The 16,716-nt window shown below is 58.8% G+C and carries 16 protein-coding genes and 2 pseudogenes; 11 read left to right on the top strand and 7 right to left on the bottom strand.

Annotation, left to right across the window (positions count from 1 at the left end):
* Nucleotides 1-86 precede the first annotated feature (86 nt).
* The 3 genes from ACYZT3_RS10880 (at nucleotide 87) to sthA (ending at nucleotide 4,301) form a co-directional block, all read left to right on the top strand.
* Nucleotides 87-1,550 (top strand): glyceraldehyde-3-phosphate dehydrogenase, encoded by a 1,464-nt coding sequence (locus ACYZT3_RS10880; protein WP_282380356.1) that lies wholly within the window; start codon nucleotides 87-89, stop codon nucleotides 1,548-1,550.
* 168 nt (nucleotides 1,551-1,718) lie between these two features.
* Nucleotides 1,719-2,699: an FAD:protein FMN transferase gene (locus ACYZT3_RS10885; RefSeq protein WP_282377752.1), complete on the top strand. Its 981-nt coding sequence runs from the start codon at nucleotides 1,719-1,721 to the stop codon at nucleotides 2,697-2,699.
* A gap of 207 nt (nucleotides 2,700-2,906) precedes the next feature.
* Nucleotides 2,907-4,301, top strand: a complete 1,395-nt coding sequence (sthA, locus tag ACYZT3_RS10890; protein ID WP_046055269.1) for a Si-specific NAD(P)(+) transhydrogenase — start codon at nucleotides 2,907-2,909, stop codon at nucleotides 4,299-4,301.
* Nucleotides 4,302-4,343: 42 nt separating this feature from the next.
* On the opposite strand, the gene ACYZT3_RS10895 is transcribed toward sthA, so the two are convergent.
* Together ACYZT3_RS10895 and ACYZT3_RS10900 are read right to left on the bottom strand one after the other, a co-directional pair.
* Entirely contained in the window at nucleotides 4,344-5,066 is a 723-nt protein-coding gene (locus tag ACYZT3_RS10895) for a glycerophosphodiester phosphodiesterase (RefSeq protein ID WP_282377615.1), read from the bottom strand.
* 14 nt (nucleotides 5,067-5,080) lie between these two features.
* Nucleotides 5,081-5,662, bottom strand: coding sequence for a PilZ domain-containing protein (locus ACYZT3_RS10900; protein WP_462032077.1), 582 nt, complete (start codon nucleotides 5,660-5,662; stop codon nucleotides 5,081-5,083).
* A 94-nt stretch (nucleotides 5,663-5,756) separates the two neighbouring features.
* On the opposite strand from ACYZT3_RS10900, the gene ACYZT3_RS10905 reads away from it, so the two are divergent.
* The 3 genes from ACYZT3_RS10905 (at nucleotide 5,757) to ACYZT3_RS10915 (ending at nucleotide 9,008) form a co-directional block, all read left to right on the top strand.
* Nucleotides 5,757-7,007 carry a lipoprotein-releasing ABC transporter permease subunit gene (locus ACYZT3_RS10905; RefSeq protein WP_282377617.1) on the top strand — a complete coding sequence of 417 codons (1,251 nt, stop codon included), beginning with the start codon at nucleotides 5,757-5,759 and terminating at the stop codon, nucleotides 7,005-7,007.
* 7 nt (nucleotides 7,008-7,014) lie between these two features.
* Entirely contained in the window at nucleotides 7,015-7,698 is a 684-nt protein-coding gene (gene lolD / locus ACYZT3_RS10910; RefSeq protein ID WP_282377618.1) for a lipoprotein-releasing ABC transporter ATP-binding protein LolD, read from the top strand.
* Between the two features lie 65 nt (nucleotides 7,699-7,763).
* Nucleotides 7,764-9,008, top strand: coding sequence for a lipoprotein-releasing ABC transporter permease subunit (locus tag ACYZT3_RS10915; protein WP_282377619.1), 1,245 nt, complete (start codon nucleotides 7,764-7,766; stop codon nucleotides 9,006-9,008).
* A gap of 59 nt (nucleotides 9,009-9,067) precedes the next feature.
* Here the strand turns inward: ACYZT3_RS10915 and ACYZT3_RS10920 are convergent.
* Nucleotides 9,068-9,325, bottom strand: a pseudogene (locus tag ACYZT3_RS10920) (hypothetical protein); the annotation flags it as partial.
* On the opposite strand from ACYZT3_RS10920, the pseudogene ACYZT3_RS10925 reads away from it, so the two are divergent.
* Both ACYZT3_RS10925 and queF read left to right on the top strand, forming a co-directional pair.
* A pseudogene (locus tag ACYZT3_RS10925) lies at nucleotides 9,312-9,422 on the top strand (copper-binding protein); the annotation flags it as partial. The pseudogenes ACYZT3_RS10920 and ACYZT3_RS10925 sit on opposite strands and share 14 nt — an antisense overlap.
* Before the next feature lie 61 nt (nucleotides 9,423-9,483).
* Nucleotides 9,484-10,314, top strand: a complete 831-nt coding sequence (gene queF, locus ACYZT3_RS10930) for an NADPH-dependent 7-cyano-7-deazaguanine reductase QueF (protein ID WP_282377620.1) — start codon at nucleotides 9,484-9,486, stop codon at nucleotides 10,312-10,314.
* Between the two features lie 51 nt (nucleotides 10,315-10,365).
* On the opposite strand, the gene ACYZT3_RS10935 is transcribed toward queF, so the two are convergent.
* Together ACYZT3_RS10935 and ACYZT3_RS10940 are read right to left on the bottom strand one after the other, a co-directional pair.
* The gene (locus ACYZT3_RS10935; protein WP_282377621.1) at nucleotides 10,366-10,629 is read right to left on the bottom strand and encodes a DUF4404 family protein; all 264 of its coding nucleotides are present in this window, start codon (nucleotides 10,627-10,629) and stop codon (nucleotides 10,366-10,368) included.
* Nucleotides 10,630-10,739: 110 nt separating this feature from the next.
* Nucleotides 10,740-11,360, bottom strand: coding sequence for an HAD family phosphatase (locus ACYZT3_RS10940; protein WP_282377622.1), 621 nt, complete (start codon nucleotides 11,358-11,360; stop codon nucleotides 10,740-10,742).
* Between the two features lie 199 nt (nucleotides 11,361-11,559).
* On the opposite strand from ACYZT3_RS10940, the gene ACYZT3_RS10945 reads away from it, so the two are divergent.
* The 3 genes from ACYZT3_RS10945 to rssC all read left to right on the top strand — a co-directional run bounded on the left by ACYZT3_RS10945 (nucleotide 11,560) and on the right by rssC (nucleotide 14,265).
* Entirely contained in the window at nucleotides 11,560-12,249 is a 690-nt protein-coding gene (locus ACYZT3_RS10945; protein ID WP_462032078.1) for an MlaA family lipoprotein, read from the top strand.
* A gap of 352 nt (nucleotides 12,250-12,601) precedes the next feature.
* Complete coding sequence (gene rssB / locus ACYZT3_RS10950) at nucleotides 12,602-13,783, top strand: two-component system response regulator RssB (protein WP_282377624.1); 1,182 nt, start codon at nucleotides 12,602-12,604, stop codon at nucleotides 13,781-13,783.
* Nucleotides 13,783-14,265 carry an anti-sigma factor antagonist RssC gene (gene rssC, locus ACYZT3_RS10955; protein WP_007935262.1) on the top strand — a complete coding sequence of 161 codons (483 nt, stop codon included), beginning with the start codon at nucleotides 13,783-13,785 and terminating at the stop codon, nucleotides 14,263-14,265. The genes rssB and rssC overlap by 1 nt, the downstream gene beginning before the upstream one ends.
* A 127-nt stretch (nucleotides 14,266-14,392) precedes the next feature.
* On the opposite strand, the gene tal is transcribed toward rssC, so the two are convergent.
* Both tal and dusA read right to left on the bottom strand, forming a co-directional pair.
* Entirely contained in the window at nucleotides 14,393-15,319 is a 927-nt protein-coding gene (gene tal / locus ACYZT3_RS10960; protein ID WP_282377626.1) for a transaldolase, read from the bottom strand.
* A 178-nt stretch (nucleotides 15,320-15,497) separates the two neighbouring features.
* Nucleotides 15,498-16,493 (bottom strand): tRNA dihydrouridine(20/20a) synthase DusA, encoded by a 996-nt coding sequence (gene dusA, locus ACYZT3_RS10965; protein WP_282377627.1) that lies wholly within the window; start codon nucleotides 16,491-16,493, stop codon nucleotides 15,498-15,500.
* Nucleotides 16,494-16,716: the final 223 nt, after the last annotated feature.

A 16,716-nucleotide genomic window follows, 5' to 3' on the forward strand; every position in this document is an offset into this window, starting at 1 on the left:
GGATTTTGTTACTGGCCGCGCGACAGGCGCGCATTGCTACGGGAGGCACTCGGCGGCATAATGTAGCCCCTTTTTTCTGCCCCTACATGTGGAAGGTTCCCGTGACTCAGAAGCCCGACCAGTGTCTTGGTGAATGGATCGACCGTGAAGCACTCGCAGAAGCGATGATTCCGCTTATCGGTCAGCTCTACCGCAACAACAGCGTGGTGAGCTCGATCTATGGCCGCAGCCTGATCAATCGTTCAGTCATTGCGATTCTCAAAGCCCACCGCTTTGCCCGCCATCGCCAGTCCGACGACAGCGAACTGTCCGTCCACGAAACATTCCCGCTGATCAAGGCCATGAGCGAGCTCAAGCTCGGCGCCGCTTCGGTAGACTTGGGCAAGCTTGCAGTCAAGTTCAAGGCCGAAGGCAATGGCCGCACTGCCGAGCAGTTCGTCCGTGAGGAAATGGCTGACGTCGTTGGTCAGCAAAACATTTCCGCCCGCAAAGGCACCGACGTTGTTCTGTACGGCTTCGGTCGTATCGGCCGTTTGCTGGCGCGCATCCTGATCGAGAAAACCGGTGGTGGCGACGGCCTGCGCCTGCGTGCCATCGTCGTCCGCAAGGGCGCCGAGAACGACCTGGTGAAACGTGCCAGCCTGCTGCGTCGCGACTCGGTTCATGGTCCGTTCGATGGCACCATCACCATTGATGAAGCCAACAACACCATCACCGCCAACGGCAACCTGATCCAGGTTATCTACGCGAAAAACCCGACCGAAGTCGACTACACCCAGTACGGTATCAAAGACGCGCTGCTGGTGGACAACACCGGTGTGTGGCGTGACGCCGAGGGCCTGGGCCAGCACTTGGCTTGCCCTGGTATCGATCGCGTTGTTCTGACCGCGCCGGGTAAAGGCAAGCTGAAGAACATTGTTCACGGCATCAACCATGGTGAAATCACCGCTGATGACAAGATCGTTTCTGCCGCTTCTTGCACCACCAACGCCATCGTGCCGGTGCTGAAAGCGGTTAACGACAAGTTCGGCATCATCAATGGACACGTCGAAACCGTTCACTCGTACACCAACGACCAGAACCTGATCGACAACTTCCATAAAGGCGATCGCCGTGGCCGTAGCGCCGCGTTGAACATGGTGATCACCGAGACAGGTGCTGCCACCGCTGCTGCCAAGGCACTGCCTGAACTGGCCGGCAAGCTGACCGGTAACGCGATCCGCGTTCCGACGCCAAACGTGTCGATGGCCATTCTCAACCTGAACCTTGAGAAAGCCGCCTCCCGTGAAGAGATGAACGAGTACCTGCGCTACATGGCGCTGCACTCCGATCTGCATAAGCAAATCGACTACGTCAATTCGCAGGAAGTGGTTTCCACCGACTTCGTTGGCTCGCGCCACGCAGGCGTGGTGGATGCTGAAGCAACCATCACCCAAGACAACCGCGTTGTTCTGTACGTTTGGTACGACAACGAATTCGGTTACAGCTGCCAGGTGGTTCGCGTGATGGAAGACATGGCCGGTGTAAACCCGCCAGCATTCCCGCGCTAAGCATTAGCTGCACATGAAAACGCCCCGACTTTGGTCGGGGCGTTTTAGTTTGTGCGGTGTTCGCTCCCACACTTCTACCGCATAATGGCGAGCCTTGGCGTTGTGTCATGGGGCTCTCCAGGGGATGCAGGATTGTTGAAATGGCGGCTGTGCGGTTTTGTGGTCCTGATGGGCGCCCTGACAGGCTGCGGAAACGGCGACTCCATGGAAAGCTTCGGCGGCCCGACCATGGGCAGCACCTATTCGATCAAGTACCTGCGCCATGCCGGTCTTCCCGCCCCGGCCGAGGTCCGTGTCCAGGTCGAAAAGATCCTTGCTGAAGTCGATCAACAAATGTCGACCTACCGCAGCGACTCGGACATCGAGCGCTTCAACGATCTACCCGCCAACCGCTGTCAGAAAATGCCCGCGCCAATCCTCAAACTGGTGCGCGTCGGTGAGCGTCTGTCGGAACAAAGCGAAGGTTCCTTCGATCTGACCGTGGAACCTCTGCTCAACCTCTGGGGTTTCGGCCCGCAGGCTCGCGAGGAAAAAATCCCCGCGGCCCAAGCGCTGGCCGAAGTGCGGCAGCGAGTCGGTTACCAGCACCTGCGTATCGATGGCGATCAACTGTGCAAGGACGCCGCCGTCGAGGTCGACTTCAATAGCATCGCCGCCGGTTACGCGGTCGATACGATTGCCGCAAAACTCGACGGGATGGGCATCCATAACTACCTCGCCGAAGCCACCGGCGAACTCAAGGCGGCCGGTAAAAAACTTGACGGCTCACCGTGGCGCATCGCCGTGGAAGAACCCCGCGACGACCAGCAAGTGGCCCAGCGCATCATCGCTGTCGACGGCTACGGCGTTTCTACCTCCGGCGACTATCGTAACTATTTCGAGCAGGACGGTCGGCGTTATTCCCACACCTTCGATGCCCGCACCGGGGCACCGGTCTTACACACCTTGGCGTCAGTCACGGTGATTCATCCTTCAGCATTGATGGCCGATGGCTTATCGACGCTGTTGCTGATTCTGGGTCCCGAAAGGGGTTGGGACTATGCCGAAACGCATGACATCGGTGCATTCTTTGTGATTCGTGCCGATACAGGTTTCGTCACACGAACCAATCAGGCTTTTGAACGCTTGAGTGGCGGAACAACCGAGTGATGACGGCGATTCAAGCATCGAAGACTGGCGTTGTAGTGCAGGCAAAAGTAGCCTACGACGCGACCAAGGGTTAATGTGCCCGGCGTTGACGCTTATATAGACTGTGTCCGGGTTCTGCACTGGCCCCAAATTGTTCCTTCACGCCGCAGATCGGCGTGATTTAGCCGCAGGTGCCGATGGCGCCGCGGCCTGTTCTGAGGAGTACGCATGGCTGTCTACAACTACGACGTGGTGGTGCTGGGTTCCGGCCCGGCGGGAGAAGGCGCGGCAATGAACGCCGCCAAAGCAGGGCGCAAGGTGGCGATGGTCGATAGCCGTCGCCAGGTCGGCGGCAACTGCACCCACCTGGGTACCATCCCGTCCAAGGCACTGCGTCACTCGGTCCGGCAGATCATGCAGTTCAACACCAACCCGATGTTCCGGGCCATTGGTGAGCCACGCTGGTTCTCGTTCCCGGACGTGTTGAAAAGCGCCGAAAAAGTCATCTCCAAACAAGTTGCTTCGCGCACCGGCTACTACGCCCGTAACCGCGTCGACGTGTTCTTCGGTACCGGCAGCTTCGCCGACGAGCAAACCATCGAAGTGGTCTGCGCCAACGGCGTGGTCGAAAAACTGGTGGCCAAGCACATCATCATCGCCACCGGTTCGCGCCCGTATCGCCCGGCGGACATCGATTTCCACCACCCGCGTATCTACGATAGCGACACCATCCTCAGCCTCGGTCACACCCCGCGCAAACTCATCGTTTACGGCGCCGGTGTGATCGGTTGCGAATACGCCTCTATCTTCAGCGGTCTGGGTGTACTGGTTGAGCTGGTGGACAACCGCGGTCAGTTGCTGAGCTTCCTCGACTCGGAAATTTCCCAGGCCCTGAGCTACCACTTCAGCAACAACAACATCACGGTTCGCCACAACGAAGACTACGACCGCGTCGAAGGCGTGGACAACGGTGTGATCCTGCACCTCAAATCCGGCAAGAAGATCAAGGCCGACGCCTTGCTCTGGTGCAACGGTCGTACCGGCAACACCGATCAGCTGGGTCTGGAAAACGTCGGCGTGAAGGTCAACAGCCGCGGCCAGATCGAAGTCGACGAGGCCTACCGTACCTGCAAGCCGAATATCTACGGCGCCGGTGACGTGATTGGTTGGCCGAGCCTGGCCAGTGCCGCTCACGACCAGGGTCGTTCGGCCGCTGGCAGCATCGTTGACAACAATAGCTGGCGCTTCGTCAACGACGTGCCGACCGGCATCTATACCATTCCGGAGATCAGCTCGATCGGCAAGAATGAGCAGGAGCTGACTCAGGCCAAGGTGCCGTACGAAGTGGGCAAGGCGTTCTTCAAGGGCATGGCGCGTGCACAGATCGCCGGCGAACCTCAGGGCATGCTGAAGATTCTGTTCCACCGCGAAACCCTGGAAGTGCTTGGCGTTCACTGCTTCGGTTATCAGGCGTCGGAGATCGTTCACATTGGTCAGGCGATCATGAACCAGCCGGGTGAACTGAACACGCTGAAGTACTTCGTCAACACGACGTTCAACTACCCGACCATGGCCGAAGCCTATCGGGTAGCGGCGTACGATGGCCTCAACCGGCTTTTTTGAGCGGCTCCGGCCGGTGGCCTGAGCCGGCCGGGGAGACCGATTTCAGCAATTCTCGAGCGTGGCGCTGGCCAAACCGGGAAAGTCTGTAATCAGGCTGTCAACGCCGAAGTCGGCGAGTCTGCGCATTAGCGCGGGCTCGTTGACTGTCCATACCGACACATGCAGCCCTTGACGCTGCGCCTTCTGCAGGCGTTCCGGCGTACACAGGGTCCAGTTCAGCGCCAGAATCTCACAGCCATAGCTTTGCGCGACCTTCAACGGATCGAGCCAGGCGTACTCGGCCACCAATCCGCGGGACACGTCCGGCACCAGGTCCAGTGCGGCTTTCAACACTTCGCGTGAACTCGAGGTGATCGTGACCTTGTCGAGCAGGCCGAAACGCTGAGCCATTTCGCGAATAGCCAGCACCGTCGTCGCGGCGCGGGTGCGTGAAGCGCTTTTGACTTCCAGCTGCCAGTGCTCGAAATCGCATTTCTCGAACAGTTCTTCCAGCGTTGGAATCGGGCAGGGCTTGATCCAGCCCGGGCCGCCCTTTCGCGCGTCGTAGGTCACCAGTTCGGCCGCCGTGTGCTCGACGACTTTGCCGCGTCGGTCGGTGGTGCGCTTGAGCGTAGGGTCGTGGATGACCATCAACTCGCCGTCCATGGCCAGGTGCAGGTCCAGTTCGCAGCGGCGCACGCCGTGCTTGAGGCATTGCTGAAAGCTGGTCAGCGTGTTTTCCGGTGCTTCGCCCTTGGCGCCGCGATGGCCGTAGATGTGAGTCACGGTTCTTCCTTAAATTAAATGCCTGATTCGTTTTGTTCGCGGGCCAGACGTCGTTCCTGAGCCTGCTTCTGCAAAATGTAGCGGGCCAGCAATTGGCGCTGGGCATCGGTCGGGTACTCGAACTCGGTACCGACGTCGTAGCCGTCGCCTTTGCGATCGCAATGGGTGACGCGAGCCCGCAGCAACAGTCCGAGGGCTTGCGGCATCAGCACCAGTTTGACCGACAGGTGTGCGCCCTCGGCAATCGGCGTCGGATGCTGAAAGTCGATCCCACCTTCGGAAATGATCACCGGCTGCGGCTCGCCGATTTGCCCGAGCACGGTGATTGCGATCACCTGGCTCAGCAAATCGATGCGTTTATTCTGAGATTTCAGGAACGCCGCGAGGTTCCGGTCGCGCTCACTGATTTGGCGCAACAAGTGCTGTGACTCGAATTCGCTCAGGTGCAGTTCGCTGAGCAAGTTGAACAGAGGAGAAGCATCCTGCAACACTTCCTGGCCTGCGGCTTCGGGAGCGGACAGGGGCCGAATTTCCAGTGCGATCGTGTCCTCGATACGGTAGTATTCGCGGCGATCTTCTTCATCTAATGTCGACATGGCGAACCCATGGTAGCGGCGGTGGTCTGAGTGTAAAGCTGGTTATCGACCCCCGCCACAAGGACGTTCCTTTTCCCTCCGAACAAGCCCCGACATGTTCAGACCTCTCTTCGTATTTATTGGCACGCGTTATACCCGTGCAAAGCGTCGCAATCATTTTGTGTCATTCATTTCCCTGACCTCGATGATCGGACTCGCCCTTGGCGTGGTCGTGATGATCGTTGTGCTGTCGGTCATGAACGGCTTCGATCATGAAATGCGCACCCGCGTGCTGGGCATGGTGCCCCACGCGACCATCGAGTCCGGTGAACCGATCAGCGACTGGCAAAGCCTGGCCGCCAAGGTCAAGCAAAACCCGCAGGTGACGGCCGTGGCGCCGTTTACCCAGATGCAGGGTTTGCTGACCAACAACGGCAAGGTCTCCAAAGTCCTGCTCAATGCCATCGACCCTGCGCTGGAACGCCAGGTCTCGATCATCGATAACTTCATGCAGCAGGGCAAACTCGACGACCTGGCGCCGGGCAGTTTCGGCATCGTCATCGGCGACAAGGCCGCGGCCAAGTTGGGGGCGGCGATCGGCGACAAGCTGACGTTTGTGGCACCTGAAGTCACCGTGACCCCGGCCGGGATGTTCCCGCGCATGAAACGCTTCACGGTGGTCGGCATCTTCCACGTCGGCGCCGGTGAACTGGACGGCTACCTGGGCATCACCAATCTGCAGGATCTGGCCAAGCTGCATCGCTGGAAGCCGGATCAGGTCCAGGGCATTCGCCTGAAGTTCGACGACCTGTTCCAGGCACCACGCGTGGCGTGGAGCATCGCCCAGCAACTCGGCGAAGACCATTTCTATGCCCGCGACTGGACGCGCAGCCACGGCAATCTGTATCAAGCGATCCGCATGGAAAAAGCCATGATCGGTTTGCTGTTGCTGCTGATCGTCGCCGTCGCTGCGTTCAACATTATTTCCACACTGGTGATGGTGGTGAACGACAAGAAGGGCGACATCGCGATTTTGCGCACCCTTGGTTCCACGCCGGGGCAGATCATGGCGATCTTCATGGTCCAGGGTACGGTCATTGGTGTGATCGGTACGCTGATCGGCGCCGTGGTCGGGATCTTCGCCGCGCTGAACGTCAGCGCCGCGATCTCGGCCCTCGAAGGCCTGATCGGGCACAAGTTCCTGAACGCCGACGTGTACTTCATCGATTACCTGCCGTCGCAAGTGCAGAGCCAGGATGTGTTGATGGTCTGCGCCGCCGCGTTGGTCCTGAGTTTCCTCGCCACCCTGTATCCAGCCTGGCGTGCCGCGCGCACCCAGCCTGCGGAGGCGCTACGTTATGAGTGAGTCGGGCATGAGTGATAAAGCAATCTTGAGCTGCCGCAACCTGGGCAAATCCTACGAGGAAGGCCCGGAGTCGGTTGAGGTTCTGGCGGGTCTGCAACTGGAACTGCATCCGGGTGAGCGCGTGGCGATTATCGGCACCTCGGGTTCGGGCAAAAGTACGTTGCTCAATCTGCTGGGCGGCCTCGATACGCCGACCAAGGGCAGCGTCTGGCTCGACGGCGAAGAACTCTCGGCACTGAGCGAGAAGAACCGTGGCCTGCTGCGTAACCGTTCCCTCGGCTTCGTGTACCAGTTCCATCACTTGCTGCCCGAGTTCACCGCACTGGAAAACGTCTGCATGCCGCTGCTGATCGGCAAAACCGCGATCCCCGAAGCACGTCAGCGTGCCACCGCGTTGCTGGAGCGGGTAGGGCTGGGCCATCGCCTGGAACACAAGCCTTCGGAACTGTCCGGTGGCGAACGCCAGCGTGTGGCCATCGCCCGCGCCCTGGTGAACAAGCCAGGCCTGGTGATGCTCGACGAACCGACCGGCAACCTCGACTCACACACCGCCCAGGGCATTCAGGATTTGATGCTGGAACTCAGCACCTCGATGCGCACGGCGTTCCTGGTGGTGACTCACGACATGAACCTGGCTCGCCAGATGGATCGCGTCCTGCATTTGCAGGAAGGTTGCCTGACGCCCATCTGATTGACCAAAACCCGGCGTGCTGAAAAGTGCGTCGGGTCTTTTATTTTTATACGGTGCCCCAGCGAATGTTCAGACCGTTATCGATCTTTATCGGCACGCGCTATACCCGCGCCAAGCGCCGCAATCGCTTTGTTTCCTTCATCTCGATGACCTCGATGATCGGCCTCGCCCTGGGCGTGCTGGCGATGATCGTGGTGCTGTCGGTGATGAACGGCTTCCAGCGCGAAATGAGCTCGCGGATCCTCGGCATGGTGCCTCACGCGACGATCGTCGGCGTCAATCCGATCGATAATTGGCAGCCCGTCGCCGCTGCGGCCATGAAGAATCCTGAAGTGACGGCCGCCGTGCCGTTCACCGAGATGGAAGGCATGCTGTCCTACAAGGGGACGATGCAGCCGATCCAGGTCAGCGGCGTTGATCCGGCGCTGGAAGGCAAGGTATCGATCGTCGCCCAGCACATTGTTCAGGGCCGTCTCGATGCCTTGAAACCCGGTGAGTTCGGCGTGGTGGTCGGCGAGATCACGGCACGCCGCTTCCGCTTGAACGTCGGCGACAAGATCACCCTGATCGTGCCGGAAATCAGCAACGCACCGGGCGGCATCACCCCGCGCATGCAGCGGTTGAACGTGGTCGGCGTGTTCAAGGTCGGCGCCGAACTGGACGGTTCCATGGCGCTGATCCACGTGGCCGATGCCGCGCAGATGCAGCACTGGGCGCCGAATCAGGTGCAAAGCGTGCGTCTGGCGGTGAAGGATTTGTACGCGGCGCCGAAGGTTTCCAGCGATATTGCTGGCGGGCTGGGCACCGCTTACAAGGCTGACGACTGGACCCACACTCAGGGCAGTCTGTTCAGCGCGATGAAAATGGAAAAAACCATGATCGGCCTGCTGTTGCTGATGATCGTCGCGGTGGCGGCGTTCAACATCATTGCAACCCTGATCATGGTGGTGAACGACAAGGGCGCGGACATCGCGATCCTGCGCACCATTGGTGCCACGCCGGGGCAAATCATGGCGATCTTCATGGTCCAGGGCACGGTGATCGGGATTGTCGGCACCTTGATCGGCGGTGTGCTCGGCGTGGTTGCGGCGCTGAATGTCAGTGAACTGGTCGGCTGGATGGAGCGGGTCAGTGGGCAGCACATCTTCAGTTCCGACGTGTACTTCGTCAGTAACTTGCCATCTGAACTGCAGGGCGGGGATGTGTTGTTGATCTGCTCGGCGGGTTTCATTCTGAGCTTCCTCGCCACCGTTTACCCGGCATGGCGTGCGGCGAAGATCGAGCCGGCTCACGCGTTGCGGTATTCGTAAGCCGTTACGCCGCTATATGATCATTCCCACGCTCTGCGTGGGAATGAGGCCTGCAGGCCTCAATCCCCCTTCGGCATTTCAATTACAAACCGCGTCCACCCGTTATCCGACTCGCAACGAATCTGCCCGGTAGAAGCGATCAAATAAACGCGGCAGCAACGCCCCGTCAATTCCGTCTCCACTGTTCTCAATCGTCACGCTCAATCCTTTGGCTTGCTTTTCCGCTTCTTCCGTCAGCTCCAGCGGTTCGCGCTGGGCATCAACAACCCGTGGTCGGCCTTGGCCAGGTACAACATGTCGTTGACCGCCGAGCTGACCTGGACCTTCACCAAGGCCACCAACCTGGAATTTTCCTGCAACATCTCCGGTCCTTACCAGACCGGGATGGTCGGCAAGTTGACTGTCAGTCAGTAAGCACTCAAAGGCGGGAGCAAAGGCTGGTAGAATCCGCTGATTCTTCAGTCAGGTTTCCGCCATGCATCCCGCAGCCGAACACTCGCCGCTGGGCAAATCCAGCGAATACATCGCCACCTACACACCGTCGTTGCTGTTCCCGATCCCGCGCACCGCGAAATGGGCCGAACTGGGCCTGACGGCTGAAACCCTGCCCTACAAAGGCGTGGATTTCTGGAACTGCTTCGAATTGTCGTGGCTATTGCCTTCGGGCAAGCCAGTGGTGGCCATTGGCGAATTCAGCATCCCGGCGGATTCACCGAATATCATCGAGTCGAAGTCGTTCAAGCTGTATCTCAACTCCCTGAACCAGACGCCGTTTGCCGACACTGCAAGCCTTGAATCGACGCTGGTCAAAGACCTGTCGGCCGCGGCCGGTAAACCGGTCGGCGTGCGGATTCGCAGGCTCAAGGACGTCGAGGCCGAAGGCGTTGTGGCGTTACCGGGTGTGTGCATTGATGATCTGGATATCAGCGTCAGCAACTATGAGCAACCGCGTCCGGAACTGCTGCGTTGCGATGAATCGCGCATTGTGGAGGAGAGCGTGCACAGTCATTTGCTCAAATCCAACTGCCCGGTCACCCGTCAGCCGGACTGGGGCAGCGTGGCGGTGGAATACCGTGGCGCGGCGCTGGATCACGCGAGTTTGCTGGAATACATCGTGAGCTTCCGTCAGCACTCCGACTTCCACGAGCAGTGCGTGGAGCGGATTTTCCTCGACCTGCAACGGTTGCTGAAACCGGAGAAATTGACGGTGTATGCGCGGTATGTGCGGCGCGGTGGGTTGGACATCAACCCGTATCGCAGCACTGAAGAAGTGCAGTTGCCGAACGATCGGCTGGTCCGCCAGTAAGAGCAAAAAAGCCCCGCTATCACTAGCGGGGCTTTTTTACATTTGGCGGGTTCAGATTCCCATATTGCCCAGCGCTTGCACGATGTTGCGCAAGGTGCCGGCAAGGGTCGGGTGTTCGATTTCGAAGCGATCGACGGCCAGGTTCACATTGTCGGCGAGGCTGGAGTCCTTGGTTTTGGTTTCGAGATCAAGCTCCAGTTCGATCTGTTGCATCAGCAAGTGCAGGTCTTCGCGCTCGGCCTCGGTCAGCGGTGGATTCTGTTCCAATTGCTCGCGCAGAGTATTGAGCTGTTGTTGCAGTTCGCGGGCAGGCATGGCGTTCTTCCTTTTATCGATAGGCACTGGCATAGACCGCAGCAGCACGCCAAAGGTCTATGGCTTGACCCTTAGATTAATCCACTTGCGTGCAACCTGCATGATCTCCATCAGGGCTTTTCGCCCTTGAGTCGGCGCAGGCTGATATCTGCCAGGCAAGTGTCAAGTTCACCGAGGTGATCGATCACCGAATGCACACCCAGACCGAACAGTTGCACCGTTGCCTTTCCGCGTTTGAATTCCCGTTCCTGCTGAGTCAGCGCCTGCCAGTCGTTGGGCGCCAGGCCGCAGAGCGAGCCGCAGGACGCCAGCCCAATCGTCCACAACCCGGCATTGAGCCCCGCTTGCAGCAATCGCGGTTCGCCGCTGACCAGTACGCAACCCTCCAGTCGTTCGACATTCAACGTCATCAAGGCTTGCCAGCAGGCGTGCGGCGCCGGCCATGGATTGTTTGTTTCGGGGTGTTGCGAGGGTTTGATCCATGAAGGCAATGCGACGGCCAGGGAATGGCTGAGGGCAGGGGGGAGCTCATCGAGCCAGGCACAGGGAATCTGCTGATGCTGCAAGCTGCGCAGGCTATCCAGCGCACCGGGCGTGGCTTCGGCGTGCACGGCAGAGTGGCTGCTTTGCGTGCGCGTGCGTGCGCCGAAATCCACCAGGCAACCACTGAGGCCGAACAGGACGGCGGTCAGGCTGGGCGCAATGTGGGGCAATGTTTCAGCGTGCGGCATATCAACATCCCTGAAATAGCCTCAAGGCTAGGGGGCGACGGTGACAGTTGAGTGACACTGATGTGAATCGCTCACAATCATCGCGAATGATCTGAAGGTTGCCTCGCACGGTGCTGCCTTAGGCGGCTTTTCCGTCTTATACTAGCCAGCTTCACGCTTGGGCCAAGCGCCCGCGACAGTACAATCCAAGGAGTTTTCTATGCGCTGGAGCAATCATCTAGCTCAGCTTTGTGTGTTTGCCAGCGTACTGCTGGTTCCGTTCGTTGCCCAGGCAGCCTCGGAAGACGACCCTTGGGAAAGCATCAACCGCCCGATCTACACGTTCAACGACGTTGTCGATACCTATGCACTGAAGCCTTTGGCGCAAGGCTATCAGTTCGTGACGCCACAGTTTCTTGAAGACGGTATTCACAACATGTTCCGCAACGTCGGTGATGTCACCAACCTTGCCAACAACATCTTGCAGGCCAAACCGGCCGCCGCTGGCGTCGACACCGCACGCTTGATCTTCAACACCACCTTCGGCCTGCTGGGCTTCATCGACGTGGGCACCAAAATGGGCCTGCAACGCAGTGACGAAGACTTCGGCCAGACACTCGGCTACTGGGGTGTGGGTAGCGGCCCGTATGTGATGTTGCCGTTGTTGGGGCCAAGCACGCTACGTGACGCGCCGTCCAAGTATGTCGACGGCTATACCGGCCCGTACCCGTATATCCACGACGTGCCCCTGCGTAACTCGATCTTCGGCCTGAACATTGTCGATACCCGTGCCAGCCTGTTGTCGGCCGAGAAGCTGATCAGTGGCGACAAGTACACCTTCATCCGCAATGCGTACTTGCAGAACCGCGAATTCAAAGTCAAAGACGGCCAGATTGAAGACGATTTTTGATCTCTACCGGTAAACCCAAGAAGGCGGCCAGTTGGCCGCCTTCTTTCGTTGGGCCTCCGGGACCGGTTTGACGCATGGGTTCTAACCTTCCATTAGGTTACGGTTTTGCCTGTTTTTATAACTCCCGGTGATTTGAAATGGAAAGACGTCAAGCGACCATCGGCGTGAGCTTGAAACGCCCCGCGGATGGGAGTACCGTCTGCGCCTTAGAAGGGCACCTCTGGTGTGCCTGTGTGTAGGGCAAACGCTCGAAAACAGTGCAGTAGAGAGGCTAGAAAGCGAATCCAGTAGTGTGAGCCGGGACAAAGCCCCTGCCTGCTACGCCAACCTAATTCTGGCGCCGTTTGCCCACATGCCAAAAACCAGTGCCACGCTGCTGATAATCGATGATGACGAAGTAGTGCGCGCGAGCCTCGCGGCCTACTTGGAAGACAGTGGTTTCAGTGTCCTGCAGGCCAGCAATGGCCAGCAGGGTCTTCAGGTATTCGAGAAAGACAAGCCCGACTTGGTCATCTGCGATCTGCGTATGCCGCAGATGGGCGGGCTCGAACTCATTCGCCAGGTCACCGAGCTGTCGCCACAAACCCCGGTGATCGTGGTTTCGGGTGCCGGCGTGATGAACGACGCGGTCGAGGCCTTGCGCTTGGGCGCGGCGGACTACCTGATCAAGCCTCTCGAAGATCTTGCCGTGCTCGAGCATTCTGTTCGCCGGGCCCTGGATCGTGCGCGCCTGCTGCTGGAAAACCAGCGCTACCGCGAGAAGCTGGAAGAGGCCAATCGTGAGCTCGCCGCCAGCCTGAACCTGCTCCAGGAAGACCAGAACGCCGGTCGCCAGGTGCAGATGAACATGCTGCCGGTCAGTCCCTGGACCATCGACGAGTTCCAGTTTGCGCACCAGATCATCCCATCGCTGTACCTGTCGGGTGATTTCGTTGACTACTTTCGGGTCGACGAGCGTCGGGTAGCCTTCTACCTGGCGGACGTTTCCGGTCATGGCGCCTCTTCAGCCTTCGTTACCGTGCTGTTGAAGTTCATGACCACGCGCTTGCTGTTCGAATCCAAGCGCAGCGGCACATTGCCGGAATTCAAGCCTTCAGAGGTCCTTGGTCATATCAACCGAGGCCTGATCAGTTGTAAGCTGGGTAAACACGTCACAATGGTCGGTGGTGTCATCGACGAGGAGACAGGTTTGTTGACCTATAGCATCGGCGGTCATTTGCCGTTGCCTGTGTTGTACACGCCAGACAGTGTTCGTTATCTGGACGGTCGTGGTCTGCCGGTGGGCCTCTTCAATGAAGCCACCTACGAAGACCACGTAATGGAATTGCCACCGACGTTCAGCCTGACGCTGATGTCTGATGGCATTCTGGACCTTTTGCCAGAACCTACACTCAAAGAGAAAGAAGCGGCGTTGCCCCAACGGGTCAAGGCTGCGGGCGGCACCCTGGATGGGCTGCGGCAGGTTTTTGGATTGGCCACGCTAGGGGAGATGCCGGATGATATCGCCCTGTTGGTGTTGAGCAGGAATCTTTAATGAGTACCGGTAGAATCCAGTTCGCCGAGCAGGATGGCACCTTCGTCCTGAAGTTCGTCGGTGAAGTTCGCCTGACCCTGTGTTCGGCGTTGGATGCGACTATTGAGCGGATCTTCACGGCGTTGAACTTCAATGCGATCGTGATCGACCTGACCGAAACCCGCAGCATCGACAGCACCACCCTTGGCCTTTTGGCCAAACTGTCGATCCTGTCGCGGCAAAAGGTCGGCTTGCTGCCGACCGTCGTCACCACTCACGAAGACATCACCCGTCTGCTGCAGTCCATGGGCTTCGAGCAGGTGTTCAACATCGTTGACCGCCCGATCCCGTGCCCTGAGTGCCTGACCGACCTGCCGGACCAGGATCAGTCCGAAGAAGTGGTGCGGATCAAAGTGCTCGAAGCACACAAGATCCTCATGGGCCTCAACGACTCCAATCGTGAAGCATTCCATGATCTGGTGAACGCCCTCGAGCGTCACTGATCCTGTGGCGAGGGAGCTTGTCGGAACGCCGCACCGTCCCGCTGGACTGCGAAGCAGACCCAAAAATGGTGCACAAAAAAGGGCGAGCCTGTGAGGGTTCGCCCTTTTTGCATTGCTATGAACTAGATCACAACTTGGCTTGCAACAACGCCTCAAGCTTTTCCTGGTCGCGAGCGAACTGACGAATACCCTCAGCCAGTTTCTCGGTCGCCATCGCGTCCTCGTTGGACAACCAACGGAACTGCGCTTCATTCAGGCTCAAACGTGTTTCACCGGCATGACCTGGCGCCAATTTGCGTTCCAGCTTGCCAGTATCCGTCGCCAGCTTATCAATCAAATCCGGGCTGATGGTCAGACGGTCACAACCCGCCAGCTGCTCGATCTGATTCAGGTTGCGGAAGCTCGCGCCCATGACCACAGTCTTGTAGTCATTGGCCTTGTAGTAGTTGTAGATCCGCGTCACCGACTGCACACCCGGATCATCCGCGCCGGTGTAGTCGTTGCCATTGGCCTTCTTGAACCAGTCGTAGATACGACCCACGAACGGCGAAATCAGGAACACCCCTGCATCAGCACACGCCGCAGCCTGAGCGAACGAGAACAGCAACGTCAGGTTGGTCTGGATGCCTTCCTTTTCCAGCGTCTCGGCGGCACGGATGCCTTCCCAGGTGGAAGCGATCTTGATCAGCACGCGGTCACGACCAATGCCGGCCTTGTCGTACAAGTCGACCAGACGGTGCGCACGCTTCAATACGGCGTCAGTGTCGAACGACAGGCGCGCATCCACTTCGGTGGAAATACGACCAGGGATCACTTTCAGAATTTCTAGCCCGACCGCAACGCCAAAACGGTCGCTGGCCAGGCCAACATCGCCCTTGCAGTCACTGACGCATGCGTTCAGCAACTCGGCATAACCGGAAATGGCCGCCGCTTTGAGCAGCAGGGAAGGGTTGGTGGTAGCGTCCACGGGTTTAACGCGAGCGATAGCTTCGAAGTCGCCGGTGTCGGCGACCACGGTGGTCATTTGTTTGAGTTGTTCCAGCTTGGAAGTCATGGGCGTGCTCTGTCCTATGGGTCTAATGACATTACCCGAGCGCTGTCAGCCACTCAAGGGTGCGTGTACGTATCGATGGCCCCAGCGGCAACAACCTGAAAACGGCTGTTTGAAAGGCGGGGCGCGGTATCGGTAAATACGATGCCAAATCAGACCACAGGTTCAACCCAAGCGACCGCTAACGGCCCTCAAGCAACTCTGCCGCCTGATCCAGCAACACCAAAGGCTCCTTGGCCTTATGAATATCCACCGACAACAACTGCCGAAACTTGCGCGCCCCCGGAAACCCGGTGCCCAGTCCCAGTACATGCCGAGTGATGTGGTGCATCGAGCCGCCCGCATCGATGTGCGCTGCTATATAAGGCCGCAACTGCGCCAGCGCCTCGGCCCGGCTGATCACCGGCGAAGTGCTGCCGAACAGTTGCTGATCCACCTCAGCCATCACATAAGGATTGTGATACGCCTCACGACCCAACATCACGCCGTCGAACGTCTGCAAATGCTCGTGACAGGCTTCCAGTGTCTTGATCCCGCCGTTGAGAATAATCTCCAGCTCCGGAAAATCCGTCTTCAACCGCGCCGCCACGTCATAGCGCAGGGGCGGAATGTCGCGATTCTCCTTCGGCGACAACCCCTCCAGAATCGCAATCCGCGCATGCACCGTAAAACTCGTGCACCCGGCATCCCGAACCGTGCCGACGAAATCACACAACTCCTCGTAACTGTCCCGCCCATTAATCCCGATCCGATGCTTCACCGTCACCGGAATCGACACCGCATCGCGCATCGCCTTCACACAATCAGCCACCAACTGCGGATGTCCCATCAGGCACGCACCGATCATATTGTTCTGCACCCGATCACTCGGGCAGCCGACATTCAGATTCACCTCGTCGTAACCGTGCTCCTGCGCCATGCGCGCGCACATCGCCAGGTCCAGCGGCACACTGCCGCCGAGTTGCAGGGCGAGCGGGTGTTCGGCTTCGTTGTGACGCAGGAAGCGGTCGTGGTCGCCGTTGAGGAGCGCGCCGGTGGTGACCATTTCAGTGTAGAGGAGCGCGTGCTTGGAGAGTAGGCGCAGGAAAAACCGGCAATGCCTATCAGTCCAATCCATCATCGGGGCGACGGAGAAGCGGCGGGAGAGCGGGGCGGGTGTGGCGGTGATTGGGGGCATTGGCGGTTCTGAGATGGGTGGGGCTGGGAGGTGGGGAGTTTAACAGGGTTGGGCTTGCAGGGCTTAGGCAAGCCTTGTTGCGATTGTTCAGGGCATCTGAGCAACGACGTAGAAGGAAATCGACTGGATCGCTACGAGTAAAACAATCTGTCCCCATTTTTTACGAAGCTTCTTTTTGTTGGCAGCTTCCATGAGTCCGAAGGGGCGTTCGAGGAGGGCGCCC

The sequence above is a fragment of the Pseudomonas sp. MDT1-16 genome, assembly GCF_054898115.1.